At 30.3% G+C, this 20,952-nt stretch carries 21 protein-coding genes; 14 read left to right on the top strand and 7 right to left on the bottom strand.

Annotation, left to right across the window (positions count from 1 at the left end; translation table 11 throughout):
* The first annotated feature begins 20 nt into the window (after positions 1-20).
* A complete protein-coding gene (gene lepA, locus XO11_RS07690; protein ID WP_014297042.1) occupies positions 21-1,841 on the top strand; it encodes a translation elongation factor 4 in 1,821 nt (606 codons plus the stop codon).
* Positions 1,842-1,852: 11 nt separating this feature from the next.
* Here the strand turns inward: lepA and XO11_RS07695 are convergent, their stop codons facing one another.
* From XO11_RS07695 to XO11_RS07710, 4 genes are all read right to left on the bottom strand, one after another.
* Positions 1,853-3,016 carry a S41 family peptidase gene (locus XO11_RS07695; RefSeq protein WP_175418455.1) on the bottom strand — a complete coding sequence of 388 codons (1,164 nt, stop codon included), beginning with the start codon at positions 3,014-3,016 and terminating at the stop codon, positions 1,853-1,855.
* 21 nt (positions 3,017-3,037) lie between these two features.
* Entirely contained in the window at positions 3,038-3,640 is a 603-nt protein-coding gene (locus XO11_RS07700; protein WP_014297044.1) for a hypothetical protein, read from the bottom strand.
* 146 nt (positions 3,641-3,786) lie between these two features.
* The gene (gene ribF, locus XO11_RS07705) at positions 3,787-4,683 is read right to left on the bottom strand and encodes a riboflavin biosynthesis protein RibF (protein WP_014297045.1); all 897 of its coding nucleotides are present in this window, start codon (positions 4,681-4,683) and stop codon (positions 3,787-3,789) included.
* 31 nt (positions 4,684-4,714) lie between these two features.
* Positions 4,715-5,737: a 6-phosphofructokinase gene (locus XO11_RS07710; RefSeq protein ID WP_014297046.1), complete on the bottom strand. Its 1,023-nt coding sequence runs from the start codon at positions 5,735-5,737 to the stop codon at positions 4,715-4,717.
* A gap of 209 nt (positions 5,738-5,946) precedes the next feature.
* On the opposite strand from XO11_RS07710, the gene XO11_RS07715 reads away from it, so the two are divergent.
* The 11 genes from XO11_RS07715 to atpC are packed head-to-tail and all read left to right on the top strand — an operon-like array spanning position 5,947 to position 13,492.
* Positions 5,947-6,417, top strand: coding sequence for a chemotaxis protein CheX (locus tag XO11_RS07715; RefSeq protein WP_014297047.1), 471 nt, complete (start codon positions 5,947-5,949; stop codon positions 6,415-6,417).
* Positions 6,414-6,713 (top strand): AtpZ/AtpI family protein, encoded by a 300-nt coding sequence (locus tag XO11_RS07720; protein WP_014297048.1) that lies wholly within the window; start codon positions 6,414-6,416, stop codon positions 6,711-6,713. Before XO11_RS07715 ends, XO11_RS07720 begins: the two co-directional genes overlap by 4 nt.
* The gene (locus tag XO11_RS07725; RefSeq protein WP_148265164.1) at positions 6,649-7,008 is read left to right on the top strand and encodes a hypothetical protein; all 360 of its coding nucleotides are present in this window, start codon (positions 6,649-6,651) and stop codon (positions 7,006-7,008) included. The genes XO11_RS07720 and XO11_RS07725 overlap by 65 nt, the downstream gene beginning before the upstream one ends.
* 16 nt (positions 7,009-7,024) lie before the next feature.
* Entirely contained in the window at positions 7,025-7,849 is an 825-nt protein-coding gene (gene atpB / locus XO11_RS07730; protein ID WP_014297050.1) for a F0F1 ATP synthase subunit A, read from the top strand.
* Positions 7,850-7,891: 42 nt separating this feature from the next.
* Positions 7,892-8,188, top strand: a complete 297-nt coding sequence (locus XO11_RS07735) for a F0F1 ATP synthase subunit C (protein ID WP_014297051.1) — start codon at positions 7,892-7,894, stop codon at positions 8,186-8,188.
* 44 nt (positions 8,189-8,232) lie between these two features.
* Positions 8,233-8,724, top strand: coding sequence for a F0F1 ATP synthase subunit B (gene atpF, locus XO11_RS07740; protein WP_014297052.1), 492 nt, complete (start codon positions 8,233-8,235; stop codon positions 8,722-8,724).
* Complete coding sequence (atpH, locus tag XO11_RS07745) at positions 8,721-9,275, top strand: ATP synthase F1 subunit delta (RefSeq protein ID WP_014297053.1); 555 nt, start codon at positions 8,721-8,723, stop codon at positions 9,273-9,275. Before atpF ends, atpH begins: the two co-directional genes overlap by 4 nt.
* Positions 9,276-9,281: 6 nt before the next feature.
* Positions 9,282-10,799 (top strand): F0F1 ATP synthase subunit alpha, encoded by a 1,518-nt coding sequence (atpA, locus tag XO11_RS07750; protein WP_014297054.1) that lies wholly within the window; start codon positions 9,282-9,284, stop codon positions 10,797-10,799.
* A gap of 14 nt (positions 10,800-10,813) precedes the next feature.
* Positions 10,814-11,650: an ATP synthase F1 subunit gamma gene (atpG, locus tag XO11_RS07755; protein ID WP_014297055.1), complete on the top strand. Its 837-nt coding sequence runs from the start codon at positions 10,814-10,816 to the stop codon at positions 11,648-11,650.
* Between the two features lie 24 nt (positions 11,651-11,674).
* The gene (gene atpD, locus XO11_RS07760) at positions 11,675-13,084 is read left to right on the top strand and encodes a F0F1 ATP synthase subunit beta (protein ID WP_014297056.1); all 1,410 of its coding nucleotides are present in this window, start codon (positions 11,675-11,677) and stop codon (positions 13,082-13,084) included.
* Between the two features lie 12 nt (positions 13,085-13,096).
* Positions 13,097-13,492, top strand: coding sequence for an ATP synthase F1 subunit epsilon (gene atpC, locus XO11_RS07765; RefSeq protein WP_014297057.1), 396 nt, complete (start codon positions 13,097-13,099; stop codon positions 13,490-13,492).
* 35 nt (positions 13,493-13,527) lie between these two features.
* Here the strand turns inward: atpC and purB are convergent, their stop codons facing one another.
* The 3 genes from purB to XO11_RS07780 are packed head-to-tail and all read right to left on the bottom strand — an operon-like array spanning position 13,528 to position 17,116.
* A complete protein-coding gene (gene purB / locus XO11_RS07770) occupies positions 13,528-14,820 on the bottom strand; it encodes an adenylosuccinate lyase (protein ID WP_014297058.1) in 1,293 nt (430 codons plus the stop codon).
* Positions 14,821-14,823: 3 nt separating this feature from the next.
* A complete protein-coding gene (locus XO11_RS07775; protein ID WP_014297059.1) occupies positions 14,824-15,483 on the bottom strand; it encodes an MBL fold metallo-hydrolase in 660 nt (219 codons plus the stop codon).
* 46 nt (positions 15,484-15,529) lie between these two features.
* Positions 15,530-17,116 (bottom strand): GGDEF domain-containing protein, encoded by a 1,587-nt coding sequence (locus XO11_RS07780; protein ID WP_014297060.1) that lies wholly within the window; start codon positions 17,114-17,116, stop codon positions 15,530-15,532.
* Positions 17,117-17,424: 308 nt separating this feature from the next.
* Between XO11_RS07780 and tig the strand changes: the two genes are divergently transcribed.
* Both tig and XO11_RS07790 read left to right on the top strand, forming a co-directional pair.
* On the top strand, positions 17,425-18,711 hold the full coding sequence (tig, locus tag XO11_RS07785; protein WP_014297061.1) for a trigger factor: 1,287 nt from the start codon (positions 17,425-17,427) through the stop codon (positions 18,709-18,711).
* Between the two features lie 81 nt (positions 18,712-18,792).
* Positions 18,793-20,946 (top strand): Tex family protein, encoded by a 2,154-nt coding sequence (locus XO11_RS07790; RefSeq protein WP_175418456.1) that lies wholly within the window; start codon positions 18,793-18,795, stop codon positions 20,944-20,946.
* The last annotated feature ends 6 nt before the right edge of the window (positions 20,947-20,952 follow it).

The following is a 20,952-nucleotide window of genomic DNA, read 5'->3' on the forward strand; positions in this document are numbered from 1 at the left end:
TAATAGACGGAGGTGAAGTTATGTATAATCCTGAATTGATAAGAAATATCAGTATTATAGCGCATATAGATCATGGTAAAACAACATTGGTTGATAGAATACTTGAAATAACAAAAAGCATTGATAATCGTAAAATGCATGACCAATATCTTGATATGATGGATATTGAACAGGAAAGAGGTATTACAATAAAAGCACAACCTGTTAAAATTATGTATCCAGCTAAAGATGGAAATACCTATGAAATAAATATTATAGATACACCGGGGCATGTTGATTTTACATATGAGGTTTCAAGAAGTCTTGCAGCATGTGAAGGAGCAGTGTTGCTCGTTGATGCATCTCAGGGGGTAGAAGCACAAACAGTTGCAAATACATATCTTGCAATAGAAAATGATCTTGAAATTATTCCTGCGGTCAATAAAATCGATTTGCCAAATGCCAATGTTGAAGAGACATTGGCTGAAATAGAAGATTTAATAGGTATTTCAGCAGATGACGCGTTAAAGGTGTCCGGAAAAACAGGTGAAGGTGTTGAAGAGCTACTTGAAGAGATTATAAAGAGAATTCCAGCTCCTACCTCCAAAGGAACAAGTGAAGATAAGTTAAAGGCTTTGATATTTGATGCAAAGTATGATAAATATAGAGGAGTAATCATATATACGAGAATATATGGAGGAACAGTTAAAACTGGCGATAAAATAATGACTATGTCAAATAAAGAAACATATGAAGTTGTTGAAGTTGGAATATTCCATCCCGAAATGCAAAAAACAGATTCATTATCTGCTGGTGAAGTTGGATATATAATCGCAGGAATCAAAGAGGTTGAGCTTGCACGTGTAGGTGATACCATAACAAGTGCAACAGATCCAATAGATGAACCATTGCCAGGATATAAAGAAGTGAAACCTATGGTATATGCCGGTATATATCCTGGTGTTCCAGATTATTATGAAGAATTAAGAAAAGCGCTTGATAAACTAAAATTAAATGACGCTGCTTTAACCTTTAATCCTGAACATTCACCTGCGCTTGGATTTGGTTTTAGATGTGGTTTTCTTGGATTATTACATATGGATGTTGTAAGAGAAAGAATAGAAAGAGAATTTGAATTAGCCATTATATTAACAGCTCCAAATGTTGTTTATAAGGCTAAATTGAAAAATGGCGAAGAAATAGAAATTCATGATCCAACACAATTTCCTGATCAGGATTTATTGGAAGAAGTATATGAACCATATGTAAAACTTGATATTATTACACCAACAGAATATATGGGCGGTTTAATGGGTGTAGTTCAAAATGAAAAACGAGGAGAATTTGTTTCTGTATCAAATGCTGGTAAAGATAGGGTAGTTATGCATTTTGAAGTTCCACTTGGCGAAATAATCTTTGATTTCTTTGATAGAATGAAAGCGATTAGCCGCGGATATGCTTCAATGGATTATGAATTAATAGGATTTAGAAAATCTGATTTATTAAAGGTTACAATACTTGTTAATAGAGAGCCAGTTGAAGCGTTGTCGTTTATTGCACATAGAAGTAAATTATATGAAATGTCGAAGAAAATGGTAGAAAAATTAAAGGATCTCATCCCAAAACATCAGTTTGAAATTCCAATACAGGCAAAAGCAGATGGAAGAATTATTGCAAGATCCACAATTAAAGCATATAGGAAAGATGTTCTTGCAAAGTGTTATGGTGGAGATATAACAAGAAAGATGAAATTGCTTGAAAAACAAAAAGAAGGTAAGAAAAGAATGCGCCAAATTGGTAGGGTAACAATACCTCAAAATGCATTTCTTGCAATTTTGAAAATAAATGAGGAAGAAAAATAAATTTTCCCCCTTCAGGATAATGAAGGGGGATTTTTTAAACAAATATCAATAGCTTTTTCTAATAAAAGATCTTCTTCTGGTTCTCTGATATTTTCATATATTATACCAAAATCAGGATCTTCGATTTTTATGTTTGGTTCAAAACCTTTTCCTGAAATATTTTCGCCATTTAAAGATATATATTGTCCTACAGGTATTATTATTTTTCTATTTTCATCAAGAGAAAATGTATTTAAAATTTCAGATTTTCCATAAGTTCTTTCGCCAATAACAGTTGCAAGGTTATTATCCCTGAGATATAATCCAACCAATTCAGAAGCTGAAGCGCTAAATCTGTTTACAATTACAACTATTTTTTTATTATTTAATTCTTTTCTGTATTTGATATTTTGAATTCGACTGAGCATATAATAATTATTTTTAAGTTTTATATTATAAAATACATTTTGAGGAGATAAAAGCGAAAGGACTTTTTGAGCTTCATTTAAAGAACCACCATGATTATTTCTTAAGTCAATAATTATATTGTCGATTTTTCTTTCAATTGCAAGATTAATATAATCATTAAATCCTTCAAATAATCCTTCACCAAAATAATTGATTTTTATTATCAAAAATTTTTTTTCTTTTTCTTTAATGACCTTTGTATCCATCATTTTATAAAAACCCGTCCTTTTTGAAAAGGAAATGTTAAATGTTTCTCGATTTTTGTTTAAAACAGTTATTGTAAAATTTTCCGTGTTTTCAAATGAGGGAATATCATCTCTTCTAACATCTTTGCCGTTAATTGCTATTATATAATCCCCTGAACGCAAACCTTCTTTATAAACCTTTGAACCGAAAAAGACCTCTGATACCTCTACTGCCTGTTTTTTAAAATTATATTTTCCTGTAAAACCCAGTTTATATGCATAATCTGATGCGAGATCAACATAATCTTTATTGGATTTTATAAAATCGCTATATTTTGTATGAAGTCCCTGTATAGCATTATATAACATATCATCAATTTCTTCATCTGTTAATTCTGGATAGTAGTTGTTTTTTATGCAACTGTACATTTTTCCAAATATATTAGATTCATGTAGTTTAAGTTTATATTCTGTATTTAGCCATATAAGGTAGAATATTGCAGCAACGATTAAAAGATTTAAAATAAATTTTGTTTTTCCCATAGTATTCCTCCTTGTAAAAGATTATAGTAAATAAATAATAAGTGCCCAATAAATATGATCGGATCTTTTTATAATATAATACATCAAAAGAAAAAATACAAAGGAATATATATATCCTGTGAATAAAACATTATTAAATGAAAAATAAAATGAACTGTTTGTAAGTTTCAACCCATTTACAAATAATGATGCAAAGAAAGCTATTAAGAATGGTGATATAATACTGTCTGGATATGCATGTTCCATATCATCACGTAATTTTATACATAGAAAATAAATTAGGATAATTGCAAAAATAATAGAGGATTTGTTATAAAAAACATATATGTTATATTTAATATTATGTAAAACATGAATTAGCGTTAATGCCAATATCAGCAAAAGCAATTTCGTATCCTTAAAATTTTCTAGTACGCTGTTGATATCTATTCTAAGAAAATATAAATCATCTTCTTTAGTAAATGAGATTATGCTTTTAAAGAGTATATATATTGTAATAAAATTCAAAATGCCATTTCCATAAGGAAGACGCATATATAATGCAATATTTGAATACAAAACCATAAGAAAAATAGCAAAGAAGTAAAAAATATCTTTTTTTTCATTTGAATCATAAAATTCCACATTTTCCCTCCTTTTTTGTTAATAAATTATATTTTTAACAAACTTGTACAATATTATATCAAAAAAAAATATCTTTTTCAATAAAAAAATCCTGAGAGTTGTTAATTCTCTCAGGATTTTTTATAATAATCAATAGTTAAGAAATTTTAGTTTTGGAATTGTGACAATAACTTTCTTGCATTGTCTTCATCTTTTATCATTTGACTGATTAATTCTTTTTCAGATGAAAATTTCATTTCTTCTCTCATGAATTTTAAAACTTCAACTTCAATGACTTTATTATATAAATCACCAAAATAATCAAGGAAATATATTTCAACCTTTGGTTCTTTTATATCCAGATTAAAGGTTGGTCTCATTCCAACGCTCATAAGACCGAAATACTTGTATGGTGAATTTTTTACCCCGCCATATACAAGATATACTCCAAATTTAGGGTAAATAATTTTTTCTTTATATCTAATATCAATGTTTGCTGTTGGAAATCCCAGTTTAAATCCAACATGCCTATCTTCATATACGGGGCCTTCCAATGTCCAGTTTCTTCCGAGTAACTTATTTGCTTCTTCAATTCTTCCATTTTGTATAGACCTTCTTATAAATGTTGAACTAATACGTGTTTCTGAAGTTTTTATATCGTTTATTATTTCCACTATAAAATCTTTCTTATGTCTTTCTGCGAGAAGGAAATTTATATCTCCTTTTTTACCTTTACCAAATGTAAAATCTTCTCCGCATACTATACATTTCATTCCATTATTTAAAAGAAAATCCAGGTATTCTCCATGAGTAATGTTGATGACATCTGGAAGTTCAAATACTTCTGTTTCAAAACCCATAGATTGCAAAATTTCTTCTCTTTTATATGATGGGTAAATTAATCCAACAAAATCATTGGAAAAATGATGTAAAGCCGGATATTTCATTATATATGCTTTGGGTTTTAATTGATGTTTTTCCGCATAATCCAGAGTTTTTTTTAAAATTACCTGATGACCTTTATGTACGCCGTCGAAAGTACCAATTGTTACCGCATAATTCATAGTTCCACCTCATATTGATAATTTAACATCTTTAATCAAAGAAAATTTGAGCAAGTTTATAATATTCAAAAGGGACAAGTTTTTTGGTTGCTACACCATATTCCAATGGGATGGAGATAATTTCATTTCCCTTTAATGCAACCATTCTTCCAAAATCTCTTTTTTTGACTAAATTCATAGCTTCTACGCCATATCTTGTTCCAAGTATTCTGTCAAATGCAGTTGGGGTTCCGCCTCTTAATAGATGACCGAGAACTACAGAACGTGTTTCATAACCTGTTTTTTGTTCTATTATTTCTGCAAGATAATGAGCTACACCACCCAATCTAATATGTCCAAAGGCATCTATTGTTGATTTATCTGCAACCACTTCTTCTAATTCTGTTGGTTTAAATCCTTCTGCTACAGCTATTATCATATATCTATTTTTTTTCATTCTTCTATTGACATATGTTACAATTTCATTTATAGTCATTGGAAATTCTGGAATCAAAATTAAATGAGCTCCTGCCGCAAGTCCAGCTTCAATGGTTATCCAGCCAGCTTCTCTTCCCATAAGTTCAACAATCATTACACGTTGATGTGATTTCGCAGTAGAATGCAATCTATCAATGGCATCTGCGCCAACGTTTACAGCGGTATGAAAACCAAAAGTATAATCTGTATTTGAAACATCATTATCTATAGTTTTAGGAACACCAACTACAGGATATCCTAAACTTGAAAGTTTAGCAGCAACTGATAAGGTATCATCACCGCCAATGGCTATTAAAGCGTCAAACCCAAGTTCTTTAAAATTTTTTTCTAAAAGCATTCTATCTTCTTCTCTTTTAAATGGGTTTACTCTTGCAGTTCCGAGAATAGTTCCGCCTAAAATATGAATACCTTCTACATCTTCATTATCAAGTTTCATAACATCTTTTGATAACATACCTTTCCATCCGTTTAAAACTCCATAAATTTCATAACCTTCGCCTGAAGATCTAACAATACCTCTAATAACAGCATTTAAACCGGGACAATCTCCACCACCAGTTAAAATTCCTATTCGCATAATTCTCCCTCCCTGAAATATTAAAATGAAAGAAAATATTTATAATTCATATTTAATATTCAAATCGTCTTAACAGTATTATATCATATGCAGGAGATATTGTATAGTTAGAATGGCTAATTATAATTAATAAAATTTATTTTTGATATTATTGTAATTTTATTAAAATTATAGTATAATATGTATGAATAAGTTAAAGGAGGAATACTATGAATGTAAAAGTAATTAATTCTATTCTCGATGCTTTCTCAAAAACATTTAAGATGGCAACAAATGATATGGATATTGCTATCCAGAAACCTGTTGTTGATAAAGGAGAGGGAAGATCCTATGAAGTTGTTGTTACCATAGGTTTTATAGGGGATTTACACGGGAATATTCATATAGGTCTTTCTGAAGAATCAGCAAGAGCGGTTGTTTCTAAGATGATGATGGGAATGCCTGTTGAAAAACTTGATGAAATGAGTTTAAGTGCTTTAGGAGAACTTGGAAATATGATATCCGGAGCGATAGCAGTGAATCTTGAACAGCTTGGTTATAAGATAAATATTACTCCTCCTTCGATTATGCATGGAAATAACATTATCTTTATTAAAGATGGTGTTTCTTTGAGATTCCCGTTAACAATAGAAGGAAAGTATTCTGAAGAGTTTTTTGTAGTATTAAAAAGCGCGATATGAGAAGGCGAGATAAATTTGGAGTAGATATTAAAATATTTGCGCAACTTAATCTGGTATATTTTTTTGCTTTAACTGTATTGGCAAATATATTTGTTGGCTACATAATAGGATATATATTATCTTCCATAACACATGCAGAGGTGTGGAAGATAATCTTTTTGTTTTTAGGTATTATTTCTGGTTTATATCAAGGGATAATGGAATTAATGAAGGAGGCAGAAAAACAGGATAATGAATTTAAACAACAAAGAAATAGACAAACAACTACTGGAAAAAATGAAGGAAATAGCGATTAAAATAGGAATCCTTTCTCTGGGAGAAGTCGTAATTTTGTTTGTTTTTTTTGGTTTGAAATCATTATGGATTTTTTGGGGGAGCTTTGGAGCCGTAATTGGAATTTTAATGATAGTTGAAGATATTAAAAAAATAGTAACCAACGGCAAACAGAAATTTCCAAAAGGGTATATTATACGATATATTTTTTTTGGTATAATATTACTTGTTGGAGCACTTTTTTCTGAGGTAGGATTGTTTTTAACATTTTTAGGATTATTAAATATGAAAATAGCTGCACTACTTTCACCAAAATAACGGGGAGGAATATATTATGTCTGAAAGTCAGAAAAAAACACTTCTTGTTTTATTCCTGATCTATTTAGGATTAGGGCTTGTAAATTTCATCTTTTTTCCTTCAGCTAATTTGGAAGGTGTAGGATTAAGATGGACTTATACGTTTGGAGATACACCCTCTTTTTGGAATACTATTAATCCAATGACATTAATTATGTCCGGACTTATTATTTTATTATTGATAGTTTTTGCTGCGGGTGTAAAATTTGAATTAATTCCAAACAAGAAACAATCGATAGTGGAGGCTTTGCTGGAATACTTTTGGGAATTAGTGGAAGACGCTGTTCCAAATCAAAGATATAGAAAAGCAATATTTGCTATTTCAACAACACTATTTTTATTTATTCTTGTTGCTAATTTACTTTCAGGTTTTCCGGGTATAAATGTAGCTCCTACGGAAGAAGGTATAAAATTTGGAATTTTGACAGACACATGGTATACTCCAACATCAGATTTAAATACAAATGGAACATTTGCTGTAATGGTTTTGGTAATAAGTCATATCTTTGCAATTAAAGCTAAAGGTATTGGTAGCTGGATAAAGATGTTTTTTGAACCAACACCTTTGTTATTTCCTTTGAATCTTATTGGAGAAATAGCAAAACCAGTTTCGCATTCATTAAGGTTGTTTGGTAATATATTTGGTGGAGGTATTCTTGTATTAATCATCAGTTATATGATTAAATATTTTGTATTACCTGTATTTTTATGGGGATTTTTTGGAATATTTGTTGGATTTATACAGGCTTTTGTGTTTTCGTTGCTTGCAATAGCATATATGGGATCATTGCTTGAAGAATAATTTTTGTATCAACAATAAATCTTTTTAAGGAGGTAGATTTAAATGGCTGTTGAACAGGTAGCACAGGAAATTGTAAAATCAGGAAGTGAAGCTGCATTAGGTACAGGTTTATACTACATGGGTAAATTTATTGGTGCAGGTTTAGCTATGGGTATTGGTGCTGTAGGTCCAGGTGTTGGAGAAGGTAATGTTGGTGCTCATGCTATGGATGCTATGGCAAGACAACCTGAAATGGCTGGTACATTAACAACAAGAATGTTGCTTGCTATGGCTGTTACAGAATCAACAGGTTTATATTCATTGGTTATCGCATTATTGATGTTAATCGTTTTACCATAATATATATTCGGGGTAGTAATCCCCATAAAAGGGGGTGCAAGTAAATGTTAGATATAAATTTTACGTCATTGGTTAATTTAGCAGGATTTTTTGTTTTATTATATTTTCTCTGGGTATCATTATACAAACCATTTTTTGATATTGCAGAGAAAAGAAGGCAAATAGTTGAAAGTGAGTTAAATCAATCTGAAAAACTCAGAAAAGAAGCTGAAGAGAAATTAGCTCAGGCAAATAAAGAGCTTGAAGAGATAAGAGCAAAGAAAGAAGATATTATAAAAGATGCAGAAAATCTTGCAAAAGATATAATTGCCAAAGCTAAAGAAGATGCAATGAATGAGAAAAGCAGAATAATTTCTGCAGCAGAAAAAGAAGCAGCTGAAATTAAAGAAGAAGCATATAAAGATATACAAAATAAAGTTGTTTCATTATCAATTGCAATTGCATCAATGATTTTAAAGAAAAATATCGATGAAAAAGTGAACGAAGAAATAATTAAAAGAGCATTTGAAGCTTTGGATAAGGGTGAAAAGTTATGAAAGCTTCAATTTCAGTTGCAACAAGATATGTAGATGCTTTTTTTGAATATTTATCAAAAAATAATAAATTGGATAAGTTAGAAGAATATGTTAATGCTATAAAGAAAATAGTTGAAAAAATTGAAAATGATCATATGTTTGCTGATATGATAGGTAATCCTTTGCTTCCAAAGGATTATATTGCTATGGAGATAGCAAAAACAGCAGAGATAGATGATGTTGATTTTAATAAGTTTATTAGAGCTATTGTTTATAAGAAGAGGCAATTAATGTTGCCAATGATTTTTACTTTATTAGAACAAAAAAACAATGAACTAAAAAAAGTAGTAAAGGTAAAGGTTATAACACCTTATGCCTTAAATAAAGAAAATATAGAAGAATTAAGAGGATTAATACATAAAAAAACCGGTAGAACAGCAGAGTTAGATTCTGAAATAGACGAATCATTAATAGGTGGTATGCAATTACAACTTGAAGACAAAGTATTTGACTATTCAGTAAAAGGAATACTGGAAAAAATCGGACGCGAGTACGCTTCCAAGCGGGGGTGATTTGTTTTGAGAATAAATCCTGATGAACTTGAAAAGGTAATTGAGGAACGTATTAAATCATATGAATCAGGTGAAATAAAAGAAGTTGGATGGATTATCCAGGTTGGTGACGGTATTGCCAGAGCATATGGGTTAAGAGATGCAATGGCAAGTGAGCTTGTGGAAATCCATACAGATGAAGGTGAAGTAATAGATGGTATAGCCTTAAACCTTGAAGAAGATAATGTTGGTATTATTATACTTGGTGATTATAAGGTTATTAAGGAAGGAAACAAAGTTGTTAGAACAGGAAGAATTGCAGAAGTTCCTGTTGGAGAAGAATTATTAGGAAGAGTTGTTAATCCATTGGGACAGCCTTTAGATGGAAAAGGTCCAATTAATGCTAAAAATACAAGACCAATAGAATTTAAAGCTCCAGGTGTTGTATTAAGAAAGCCTGTTGATACACCATTACAGACAGGTTTAAAAGCTATTGATACAATGATTCCTATTGGAAGAGGTCAAAGGGAATTAATTATTGGAGATAGACAAACAGGTAAAACAGCAATAGCTATAGATACAATCATTAACCAAAAAGGTAAAGGCGTTCACTGTATTTATGTTGCAGTAGGTCAGAAATCATCATCTGTTGCAAGAACAGTTGCAAAACTTGAGCAACATGGTGCAATGGAATATACAACAGTTGTTGTAGCAAGTGCAAGTGATCCAGCATCATTATTGTATCTTGCTCCATATGCAGGTTGTGCAATGGGCGAATATTTCATGTTTAATGGAAAAGATGCACTTGTTGTATATGATGACCTTTCAAAACACGCAGCAGCTTATAGGGAACTTTCATTGCTCTTGAGAAGACCACCAGGACGTGAAGCATATCCAGGTGATGTATTTTACTTGCATTCCAGATTATTGGAAAGGGCAGCAAGATTAAATGAAAAATATGGCGGAGGTTCATTAACCGCATTACCTATAATCGAAACACAGGCAAATGATGTTTCTGCATATATTCCTACAAATGTTATTTCTATTACAGATGGACAGATTTATCTTGAACCATCATTGTTCTATGCAGGACAAAGACCAGCTGTTAATGTTGGTTTATCAGTTTCAAGGGTTGGTGGTGCTGCACAGATTAAAGCTATGAAACAGGTTGCTGGTAGTTTGAGGCTTGATCTTGCACAGTACCGTGAACTTGAAGCATTTGCGCAATTTGCAACAGAACTTGATGAATCAACAAGGAAACAGTTAATCAGAGGTGAAAAGCTTTCTGAACTGTTAAAACAGGGGCAATATATGCCTATGGATGTTGAAGATCAGATTGCAGTCGTATTTGCTGGTGTAAATGGATATCTTGATGATATACCAACATCAAGCATATCAAAATTTGAAAAAGAATTCTTACAATTCTTAAAATCAAATAGACCTTCTATTTTAGAAGCAATAAAAACTAAAAAGAAAATTGATGATGAACTTGAAAAAGACTTAAGAAAAGCTATTGAAGACTTTAAACAGGGTTTTCAGGCTTAAGGCGGTGAAAGGCCATGAGTCGTGGAAAACTTAGAATATTAAAACAAAGGCGTGCTTCAACGCAGTCAACTATGAAAATTACAAAAGCAATGGAAATGGTTGCTGCGGCAAAAGCCAACAAGATTGTAAAAGATATTCAGGCATTAAAAGATTATGCATATTATGCAGAAAAGGTTATAAAGAAATTATCTCCTGTTGAAGATAGTATATATACATCAAAAAAGCCTGGCACTTTAATAGTAACAGTTACACCAGATATGGGGTTGTGCGGAGCATTCCCTATGGAATTAGCGAAGGAAGCTATGAACTTAGCAAATAAAACAGAAGATTTTGTTGGTTTTGTAAATATTGGAACAAAAGGTGAAATAGAACTTAAAAAAACAGGCAAATTAATATTATCCAGAACCAAACTATACGATGTTCCTACGCAGGAAAATGCAGAATATGTTCTTGATGATATAATTGATATTATTGAAGAAAAAGGTATAGGAAAGGTTAAAGTAGTATATGGTGCATTTAAAAATGCCCTTGTCCAAAAACCTGAAATAGTTGATTTGCTTCCTGTATCTTTTGAAGGTAAAAATGAATCAAGATATGAATATGAACCAGATTCAAAAGAACTATTTGAAGAAGCTGCATATTTATATCTTTTATCAAAAATGTATATGATTTTGTATGAAACAAAGATTAGTGAATTATATGCAAGGAAAAATGCAATGCATAATGCTACAGATAATGCAAAGAACTTAATCGAAAAGCTCACATTAGCTTATAATAAAGCAAGACAGGCTTCAATTACACAGGAATTAATCGAAATAGTAAACGGAGCACAGGCATTGCAAGAAGAATAATAAGAATTTTTGGGGGTGTAATAAGTGGAAAAAAATATAGGAAAAGTAGTTAGTATCATAGGCCCCGTTGTGGATGTTAAATTTGATACAGGTAAACTTCCAGAAGTTTATAATGCACTTGAAGTTATAAATCCATATACTAATCATAAACTTGTTTTAGAGGTTGAACAATTAATTGGTGATAATACAGTTAGATGTGTTGCACTTGATTCTACAGACGGTTTAAAAAGAGGGCTTGAAGTTGTAGATACAGGAGAACCTATTAAGGTACCTGTAGGTGATGCTACACTTGGTAGAATGTTCAATCTTCTTGGTGATCCAATTGATGAAAGAGGCGATGTTAATGCAAAAGAATATTGGCCAATTCATAGGGAACCACCAACATTAAAAGAACAATCAACAGAAATTGAAATACTTGAAACAGGTATTAAGGTTATTGACCTTCTTGCACCATTCCCAAAAGGTGGTAAGATAGGTTTCTTCGGTGGTGCAGGTGTTGGTAAAACAGTTCTTGTTATGGAACTTATAAGAAATATCGCTATTGAACATAAAGGTCTTTCACTTTTTGCTGGTGTTGGAGAAAGAACCAGGGAAGGTAATGACTTATGGCTTGAAATGCAAGAATCAGGAGTTTTACCAAATACAGCTCTTGTATTCGGTCAGATGAACGAACCACCAGGAGCAAGGTTTAGAATAGCTTTAACAGCATTGACAATGGCTGAATACTTTAGGGATGTTCAGAAAAAAGATGTATTATTATTTATAGATAATATCTTCAGATTTGTTCAGGCTGGTTCGGAGGTTTCTGCTCTTTTAGGACGTATGCCATCAGCTGTTGGTTATCAACCAACACTTGCAACTGACGTTGGTCAGTTACAGGAAAGAATTACATCTACAAAAGATGGTTCTATTACATCTGTTCAGGCTGTTTATGTTCCTGCAGATGATATTACAGACCCTGCTCCAGCAACAACATTTACACATCTTGAAGCAACAATTGTTTTATCAAGGCAAATTGCAGAATTAGGTTTATATCCTGCAGTTGATCCACTTGATTCAACATCAAAGGTTCTTGATCCGGCAGTTCTTGGTGATGAACATTATAGTGTTGCTCGTGGTGTTCAACAGGTATTGCAGAGATATAAAGATTTACAGGATATTATTGCTATTCTTGGTATTGAAGAATTATCAGAAGAAGATAAACTTACAGTTCAAAGAGCAAGAAAAATACAGAGATTCTTAACTCAACCATTCTTTGTTGCAGAAAAGTTCTCTGGAATTGAAGGTCAATATGTAAAAGTTGAAGACACAGTAAAAGGATTTAAAGAAATTTTAGAAGGAAAATACGACCATATTCCTGAACAGGCATTCTATATGGTTGGTACAATAGAACAGGCATTGGAAAAGGCAAAGAATATGGGAATAAAAGTTTAAGGAGGGGGTAAAATGTTTGATTTAAAAATAGTAACCCCCAAAGGAGTAAAAACAACAATTGAAGCAGAATATGCCGAATTTACAACAATAGAAGGTGGCATGGGTGTTTTAACAAATAGATTGCCCATTGTTGCCAAATTAAAAGTAGCTCCTTTAAAGGTAAGACACAAAGATGGAAAAGAAGAAGTATTTGCTGTTCATGGCGGAATTCTTGAAATGGACGGTAAAGAGATGATAGTTCTTACCACAGCAGCCGAAAGGCCTGATGAAATAGATGTAGAGACTGCAATGAAAGCAATTGAAGCTGCAAAAGAAAAATTAAATCATGCAGAAAGTTCTGTTGAAAAAGCAAAAGTCCAGGCAGAAATTGAGAAGAACATGGTAAGAATATCAATTGCGAAAAAATAATAATAAAAGCGCGGATTAATCCGCGCTTTTATTTATTATAACCCAAAACGTTTATATATGGCGTCAATATTTCTAAGATAATAGTCAGGAGTAAATAATTTATCAAACTCTTCCTTTGAAAATAAGGAACGTATTTTTTCGTCATTCCATAATATTTCTTTAAAATCATTTCTGTTATCCCATGCTTCAAGAGCATATTTTTGAACGAATTTATAACCTTCTTCACGGCTTAAACCTTTATCAATCAAAGCTAATAACACTCTTTGCGAATAAACAAGATTATATGATCTTTGAAAGGTTTCCTTTATTCTATCCTCGTAAACAATTAAGTTTTCCATTAAATATTGTGTTTTTTTCACCATATAATATGCAATTAATGTTGCATCAGGAAGAAATACTCTTTCCACAGATGAATGAGAAATATCCCTTTCATGCCATAGTGCAATGTTTTCGTATCCTCCAACAGTATAACTTCTGAGCATTCTTGCCATACCGGTCAGTCTTTCACAGAGTATAGGATTCTTTTTGTGCGGCATTGCTGATGAACCTCTTTGTCCTTTTTTGAAAGGTTCCTGAGCTTCAAGTACTTCAGTTTTTTGTAAATGCCTTATCTCTATTGCAATTCTTTCAATTCCGGCACCAATTAAAGCAAGTGTTGAAAGAAATTCAGCATGTCTATCTCTTGGAACAACCTGTGTAGCAACAGTTTCTGGCTTTAATCCTAATTTATTAAGAGCAATTTCTTCAATTTCCGGATCAATATTTGCGTAATTTCCCACTGCACCACTTAATTTTCCAAATGAAATATTATCTATAGAATTTTTTAAACGATCAATATTTCTATTTAATTCAGCAAGATAGGAAAGCATCTTTAAACCAAAAGAAGTTGGTTCTGCATGAACACCATGAGACCTTCCTACAGTGTAAAGATATTTATATTTAACAGCATTATCTTTTAAAATATCAGCTAATGTATACATTTCTTTTAAAATTATTTCTCCAGCTCTTTTTAATCCCAAAGACCAGGCTGTATCTACTATGTCTGAAGAGGTTAATCCTTTATGAAAGAATCTTGCTTCATCACCCATTTCATCTGTTATAGATTTAATAAAGGCAATGACATCATGATCTACTACACTTTCAATTTCAAGAATTTTTTCGACATCAATAACAGCTTTTTTTCTAATTTTTTCAGCAGTACCTTTTGGTGCAATATTTTTTTCCTCAAAAGCTTCAATAACTGCTAATTCGATTTCCAGCCATCTTTTGTATTTTTCTTCTTCTGACCATAATTCCTTTAAGGGGGATAGGGAATACCTTTCAATCATTTTCTAACCTCCATATTTTAAAAAGATATTGTCATTTTTTAATTCTTCAAGATAACAGATATTCATATGGCCGGGCATTATTATAGTGGTATCTTTTTTTGATTTTATAAATTCTTTAAATATGGAAATGGATCTTTTCATCATTTTCTCATCGCCATATGGAAGGTCAGTTCTGCCAATTGAATCACTAAACATAAAATCTCCGGTAAATATAAAATTACCAAAGTCATAAATCATTGAACCAGGAGTATGTCCCGGAAAATATTTTGCAAGAAATTTTAAATTGCCAATTTTATAATAACCTTCATAAAGTGTTTCAACATTAATGTTTAATTTAAAATCAACACCAAACATATAACTTAGATTTTTAGAACTATCGTTTAAGTAACTTATTTCTTTATGTGGAACCAAAATTTTAAATCCTTTATCTTTTAGTATTTCCAGACCAGCAATATGGTCATAATGGCCATGAGTTATCAGAATATATTTTTCTGGATAATTTTCAGGATTAAAAAATTGAAATATTATATCATTTCCTTTTCCTGGATCAATTATAATCAATGTATTATCATCGTCAATAACATAAGTGTTTACGCCAAAAGGAGGAAGAATAAATAAAAATACTTTTGTATTCCCTTTTTCGTAAAAAGGTATTAAATCCATTTTACACCAACCCTCAATTTAAAATTAATTTAGGTGATAATATTTTTTATTGTTTAGAAGATTTCATCTTTCTTAACAGGCTCTTTTTTAATTCTTTCATTTCTTTCATTTTTTTCTGTGCATCTTTAAATAAATTATCAATATTCTGATTTTTGTATTCAATTAAACCGTAGCTTATTGAAATTTTGTATTTGGCATCAGTAGTAATATTAAATTTCTTTATGGCATCAACAAATCTTTTTAAAACCCGTTGAGAAATTTCCAGATTAACAAATCTTAAAACTACTACAAATTCAGAGTCTGTAAATCTGAAAACAAAATCTCTATCTCTAAATGTTTGTTTCATGATATCCACAAGATTTAAAATCATATCATTAGCTTCTTCTATTCCTAATGAATCTTTTACAAGGTAATAATTGTCGACTTCAAGATAAATAACACAGAAACTTTCCTGATTTTTAATTATTTTAGTAATTATATTCATTGCACCTTTTTTATTAAATAGCTTTGTTAAAGTATCTTTTAAAGCCATATCGTATAGTAAGTTTTTTTCTTTTTCCATTGATTCAAGTTTTCTTTTAAGATTTGAAAATTCCCTTTCTTCTTCACTTAATTTCTGCGCCAATGTTTTTGTTATATGCGAATAATATTTTATAAGAGTATCTATTTCTCTAACACCGGTATGATCATCGATTTTACCAATATTGCCATCCTCAATATTTTTTATTAAATTTGTAATAGGTTTTTCTACGCGTAAAGCATTTCTGTAACTAAATATCAGAACAATAATAGCAACAGAAAAGGTTATTATAATAAATAAAATTTCTACGATATTTTTTAAAGAAATTATTTCAGAAAAATCCATTACAACTTTTGTTAAAACAACAAAATTAAACTTTCTATTATTTATAGTTGGTGGAGACCATTTGAAGTAGATATAAGCTTTTTTCCAGTTTGATAATTCTCTTATAGTGTAATCATTAACTTTTCCAGTATTAACAGGAGAATTTTCAAAAATATTTTTCTCTTCTTTGCTTAATAAAGGAAACTTGCTTGAGAAAGGTGTATAGTTTATATTATAAGTATATATGTTTTGTATAAAATTAAAGTTCAAAACAGAAATTGTTTTAAAGAATATAGGGACAGAATTTTCATTTAACAATATTCCCAGCTCGAAAATATTTCCGTTATCTAAAGTCTTATAAGCATACATTCTTGGAAAGTTTGTTTTTACTTCAAAAGAAAGCATACTAATATATGGATCTGTTTTACTTAGCTTTTTTTGAATAAACTTCCAGTATGAAGGAATTCTTTTTGCCAAATTTAATCCAAGATCAGGTTCATAATCAGTCTCGATTATTTCTCCATTTTTATTGATAATATAATAGTTTATGTCCTTTACAAAAGGATTGTTTTTGAATTTGTTAAATTTATATTCCTGAAAAAAGTTTTTAAAATTTTCAGGATTATTTATAAATACATCTAAAACTTCTTTTAGTATAACTTCTGTCATTTCTTCGGCTTTTAAACTATAAACATCTAGCAACGGGATTTGAGAATTATAAAAAGAAGTGATTGAATTTAATGTTTTGGTTACTGTTGAAGTATATAATTTTTTAAAGATAATGTTCATTGAAAATAGCAATAAGATTACTACAACAAGAACAATAGATATAATAATAAACAGATTTTGTTTAAATAAAATATCCCGGATACTTTTATTATTTACCCCATGAATTTTTCCCCCTACCAGAAATAATTTTTTATATACATATTATACCTTTTTTTCTATAAAAAATCAAAAGAAAATATATTTCTTCTTATTAAATTTATTACTTATCTGAAATCCTAATTTGACTTAATTTTAACAGTATTAAAGTATTTTGCAAGTATAATATAATCAGTATATATAAATCAAAATAAGAAAAAGGAGTGTTGAAAATGCAGAAAGAAGTATTATCTACAGACAAAAACGTAAAAAGATATCTTGTAAAATTTGACAAAAGCGATATTACAAAAGCAGAAGACCAGATTGTTAGAGAATTAAACCAGAGATATACATTTCATGGTTTCAGAAAAGGTAAAGTGCCTAAGAAAGTTATGAAAATCAAATTTGGTGAAGATTTTGTTGAAATGGTTAGAGAAATATTATTAGATCAGGTTGAAGAAGAATTTAGAGATGATAAGATTTTATTTGGTCCATATATTGAATCATTTGCTCTTGATAATGATTTTGCAGAAGTTGAAGTATTAGTTCACGAGCATCCTGAAATTACATCAATGAAATTTGAGGAAATGAAAGTAGAGGTCCCAACAGAAAAAGAAGTTGTAGAAAAATTTGTAGAAGAAAGAATAAAGGATTTATTAGAAGAAAATCCTATTCTTGAAGAAAAAGAAGAGCCAGCAGAGATCAATGATCTTGTAAAAGTAAAATATACAGTAGTTACAGAAGACGGAAAAGAATTATATAAAGATAAAGAAAGCGAATATGTATTATACGAAGAAGATAAAAGACCTATGGTTCAGGATCTTGTTGGAAAGAAAAAGGGAGATTACGTTGAAATAAACAGAGAATTTGAAGACAAAAAATACGTGTATAAAATCAATGTTGAAGGAGTTTATAAAAGAATAGTACCTGAATTAACAGATGAAATAGCAAAAACATTAGACAGCGAAGTAAATTCAGTTCTTGAATTAAAAGAAAAGCTCTCAAAAGAAGGAGCAGAATCATTTAAAGTATGGAAGGAAGATTATGTAAGAAATTACATATTAGCAGAATTACACAAGTATGTTGATATAGATGTATCAGAGGAAACAATAGAAGATTTTGTTGAAAAAACTCTTGAAAGAGTTAAAAATAGCGGAAAATACGATGAAGAAGTGGAAAAATACGGTGGAGAAGAAAAATATCTTGATGAATTAAAAGAACAGGCTATAAGATCAATTAAGGAAATGACAGTAATTAACAAAATTTCAGAAGATAATAATTTAAAGGTTGAAGAAAAAGAATTAAGCGAAGCTATACATTCATTTGCTCATATGTGGAGAATTCCTCATGACAAGGCAAGAGAAATTGTTTATTCAAATGCAGAAATTTTAGGAAATCTTATGTGGGATATCTTAAGCAAAAAGGTTGCAGATTTCTTAAAGGAAAAAGTAGAAATAGTTGAAGTTGAAAACTTCGAAGAAAAGCAAAAAGAAAAAGAAGAAAATACAGAAGAAAATTAATTTTATAATTGTATAATTAAATAAAACAGGGGAGAAATCCCCTGTTTTAATTACATGGTATTAATTTAAGGGAGTGATAGAATGGATATATTGAAAAATATTTCCGAAGAATTAAAAATAAAGGATTGGCAGGTAAAAAATACGGTAAATCTTTTAAATGATGGAAACACAATACCGTTTATAAGTCGTTATAGAAAAGAAGCAACAGGAAATTTAAATGAAGAAATCATAAGAAAAATTTCTGAATTATTCCAATACTATACAGATCTTGAAAAAAGAAAAGAAAGTGTTTTAAAATCAATAGAAGAGCAGGGAAAATTAACAGAAGAATTAAAAAATAAAATATTACAGGCTAAAAAACTCAGTGAAGTAGAAGATCTATATTTGCCATATAAAAAGAGAAAGAAAACAAAGGCTGATATTGCAATAGAAAATGGTTTAGAACCATTTGCAAAGAAATTACTTTCCGAGGAAATTGAAAATATTGAGCAGGAAGCTCAAAAATACATAAATGATAAAGTAAAAAGCGTTGAAGAAGTTTTTGAAGGAGTAAAATATATTATAGGTCAATATTTTGCTCATAATGAAAAAATAAGAAAAATTTTAAGAGATGACTTATTAAAATATGGAAGAATTGAATCAAATAAAAAGAAAAAGTTCATAGAAGAAAAGACAAAATACGATATGTATCATGAATTTTCTCAAGAAATAAGAAAAATACCAAATTATAGGGTTTTATCTATAAATCGTGGGGAAAAAGAAGGTGTTTTAAGCGTAAAACTCTCATTGGAAGAAAAATATATAGAAAAACTCTACAAATTCTATCTTACAAAATACGAGGAAAACAATAAAATAATAAAAGAAGGACTTGACTATGGTTTTAAAAATATGCTCTTTCCGTCTATTTCAAATGAAGTAAGAAATTTACTTACACAAAGAGCTGAAGAATCTTCAATAGAATTGTTTTCCAAGAATTTAAAGGAACTATTATTAACCCCACCGTTGAAAAACAAAAGAGTTCTTGCTATAGACCCTGGATATAGAACAGGATGTAAAGTAGTAGCTCTTGATGAATCTGGCAAATTTCTGGAAAATGCAACAATATATCCCGTTCCGCCGCAAAATGAATTTGAAAAATCAGAAAAGATAGTATTGGATTTTATAAAAAAATATAATCTAAACCTTATAGTAATTGGAAACGGAACAGCCTCAAGAGAAACACAGAGTTTTATAGTAGATGTTGTAAAAAAACATAATCTTGGTCTTAAATATATATTTGCAGATGAATCCGGAGCTTCTGTATATTCAGCATCAAAATTAGCAGCTAAGGAATTTCCAGATTTAGATGTCACAGTTAGGGGAGCCATAAGTATAGGAAGACGTATTCAGGATCCTCTTGCAGAATTTGTAAAAATAGATCCAAAATCATTGGGCGTAGGTCAATATCAGCACGATATGAATCAAAAGTTGCTAAAAGAAAAGTTAGAAAATACAGTGGAACATGTTGTGAATCTTGTTGGGGTAAATTTAAATACAGCTTCAGCAGCATTATTACAATATATTTCAGGTATTACACCAAAACTTGCGGAAAATATTGTAAAATACAGGGAAGAAAATGGATTTTTCAAAGAAAGAAAGGAATTATTAAAAGTAAAAGGATTTGGTCCTAAAGCTTTTGAACAGGCAGCAGGGTTTTTAAGAATTTTTGATGGGAATAATCCGCTTGAAGTTACAGGTATTCATCCTGAAAGTTATGAAAAAACAATACAATTATTAGAATATTTAGGTTTTAAACCAGAAGATATATTAAATTCAGAAAAATTAGAAACATTAAGAGAAAAGTTAAAAAAATATTATGGTGAAAATGAATTAAAAAAATTAGCCGAACAACTTGAAATAGGGGAATATACGCTCAAAGACATAATAACAGAATTACAAAAACCAGGCAGGGATTTAAGAGATGAATTACCTCAACCATTATTGTATGAAGATGTTTTAACCTTTGATGATTTAAAGGTTGGAATGATTTTACAGGGAAGAGTTACAAATATAACAGATTTTGGAGCATTTGTAGATTTGGGAATAAAAGAAAATGGTTTAATACACAAATCAAATATGTCTGAAAAATACATAAAACATCCTTCAGAAGTTGTGAGCATAAACCAAATAGTAAATGTAGAAATACTTGATATGGATAAAGAATTAAAAAGAATAAATTTAAAATTACGTGGCTAAAATAAT

Origin of the sequence: Marinitoga sp. 1138 (assembly GCF_013363265.1) — a bacterium.
GTDB lineage: Bacteria > Thermotogota > Thermotogae > Petrotogales > Petrotogaceae > Marinitoga > Marinitoga piezophila.

What these genes read in the sequence shown, in the direction of transcription:
- XO11_RS07790 (WP_175418456.1), top strand. Translation starts at nt 18,793, where the DNA reads ATGGATATATTGAAAAATATTTCCGAAGAATTAAAAATAAAGGATTGG.
- XO11_RS07735 (WP_014297051.1), top strand. Translation starts at nt 7,892, where the DNA reads ATGGCTGTTGAACAGGTAGCACAGGAAATTGTAAAATCAGGAAGTGAA.
- XO11_RS07780 (WP_014297060.1), bottom strand. Translation starts at nt 17,116, where the DNA reads ATGAACATTATCTTTAAAAAATTATATACTTCAACAGTAACCAAAACA.
- XO11_RS07695 (WP_175418455.1), bottom strand. Translation starts at nt 3,016, where the DNA reads ATGGGAAAAACAAAATTTATTTTAAATCTTTTAATCGTTGCTGCAATA.
- atpH (WP_014297053.1), top strand. Translation starts at nt 8,721, where the DNA reads ATGAAAGCTTCAATTTCAGTTGCAACAAGATATGTAGATGCTTTTTTT.
- atpG (WP_014297055.1), top strand. Translation starts at nt 10,814, where the DNA reads ATGAGTCGTGGAAAACTTAGAATATTAAAACAAAGGCGTGCTTCAACG.
- tig (WP_014297061.1), top strand. Translation starts at nt 17,425, where the DNA reads ATGCAGAAAGAAGTATTATCTACAGACAAAAACGTAAAAAGATATCTT.
- XO11_RS07710 (WP_014297046.1), bottom strand. Translation starts at nt 5,737, where the DNA reads ATGCGAATAGGAATTTTAACTGGTGGTGGAGATTGTCCCGGTTTAAAT.
- XO11_RS07720 (WP_014297048.1), top strand. Translation starts at nt 6,414, where the DNA reads ATGAGAAGGCGAGATAAATTTGGAGTAGATATTAAAATATTTGCGCAA.
- atpC (WP_014297057.1), top strand. Translation starts at nt 13,097, where the DNA reads ATGTTTGATTTAAAAATAGTAACCCCCAAAGGAGTAAAAACAACAATT.
- ribF (WP_014297045.1), bottom strand. Translation starts at nt 4,683, where the DNA reads ATGAATTATGCGGTAACAATTGGTACTTTCGACGGCGTACATAAAGGT.
- atpB (WP_014297050.1), top strand. Translation starts at nt 7,025, where the DNA reads ATGTCTGAAAGTCAGAAAAAAACACTTCTTGTTTTATTCCTGATCTAT.
- XO11_RS07775 (WP_014297059.1), bottom strand. Translation starts at nt 15,483, where the DNA reads ATGGATTTAATACCTTTTTACGAAAAAGGGAATACAAAAGTATTTTTA.
- purB (WP_014297058.1), bottom strand. Translation starts at nt 14,820, where the DNA reads ATGATTGAAAGGTATTCCCTATCCCCCTTAAAGGAATTATGGTCAGAA.
- lepA (WP_014297042.1), top strand. Translation starts at nt 21, where the DNA reads ATGTATAATCCTGAATTGATAAGAAATATCAGTATTATAGCGCATATA.
- XO11_RS07715 (WP_014297047.1), top strand. Translation starts at nt 5,947, where the DNA reads ATGAATGTAAAAGTAATTAATTCTATTCTCGATGCTTTCTCAAAAACA.
- XO11_RS07725 (WP_148265164.1), top strand. Translation starts at nt 6,649, where the DNA reads ATGAATTTAAACAACAAAGAAATAGACAAACAACTACTGGAAAAAATG.
- atpF (WP_014297052.1), top strand. Translation starts at nt 8,233, where the DNA reads ATGTTAGATATAAATTTTACGTCATTGGTTAATTTAGCAGGATTTTTT.